The following is a 383-nucleotide window of genomic DNA, read 5'->3' on the forward strand; positions in this document are numbered from 1 at the left end:
CCACCAATCTCGCCTTCGGGGAATGGCCGAGCGTCTTCGGCGACGCCAAGATGACAACCGCGCTGCTCGACCGCCTCACCCATCACTGCGAGATCGCCGAGACTGGCAACGAATCCTGGCGCTTCAAGAGCCGCTCTCAAAGCTGAAGTTCGAAAGCCAATCAGTCGCGCCCGATCAGGCTGTGCAACCCCGACCAGCTTCGCCTGATCGGGCGCTTACCGGCGTGCCTCTCAACACCGAAAGCCGGGGTCCCTTTTGCGGGAAAAAACAGGGTCCCGATTCCGTGGCCATTGACAGTTCTTCGTTCGGCCGACCCGCATCGCGGGTCTGAAGGGCATAGATAAGCGCGCCCCCGATTCCGACGCTGGCGACCAGGCCGAGAC

The 383-nt window shown here is 62.7% G+C and carries 1 protein-coding gene; it reads left to right on the forward strand.

Annotation, left to right across the window (positions count from 1 at the left end; genetic code table 11):
• A partial coding sequence (locus EN879_RS38760; protein WP_164774981.1) for an ATP-binding protein occupies nt 1-146 on the forward strand: 146 nt, incomplete at its 5' end.
• Nucleotides 147-383 lie beyond the last annotated feature (237 nt).

It is taken from the genome of Mesorhizobium sp. M7A.F.Ca.AU.002.02.1.1 (assembly GCF_003998535.1).
GTDB lineage: Bacteria > Pseudomonadota > Alphaproteobacteria > Rhizobiales > Rhizobiaceae > Mesorhizobium > Mesorhizobium ciceri.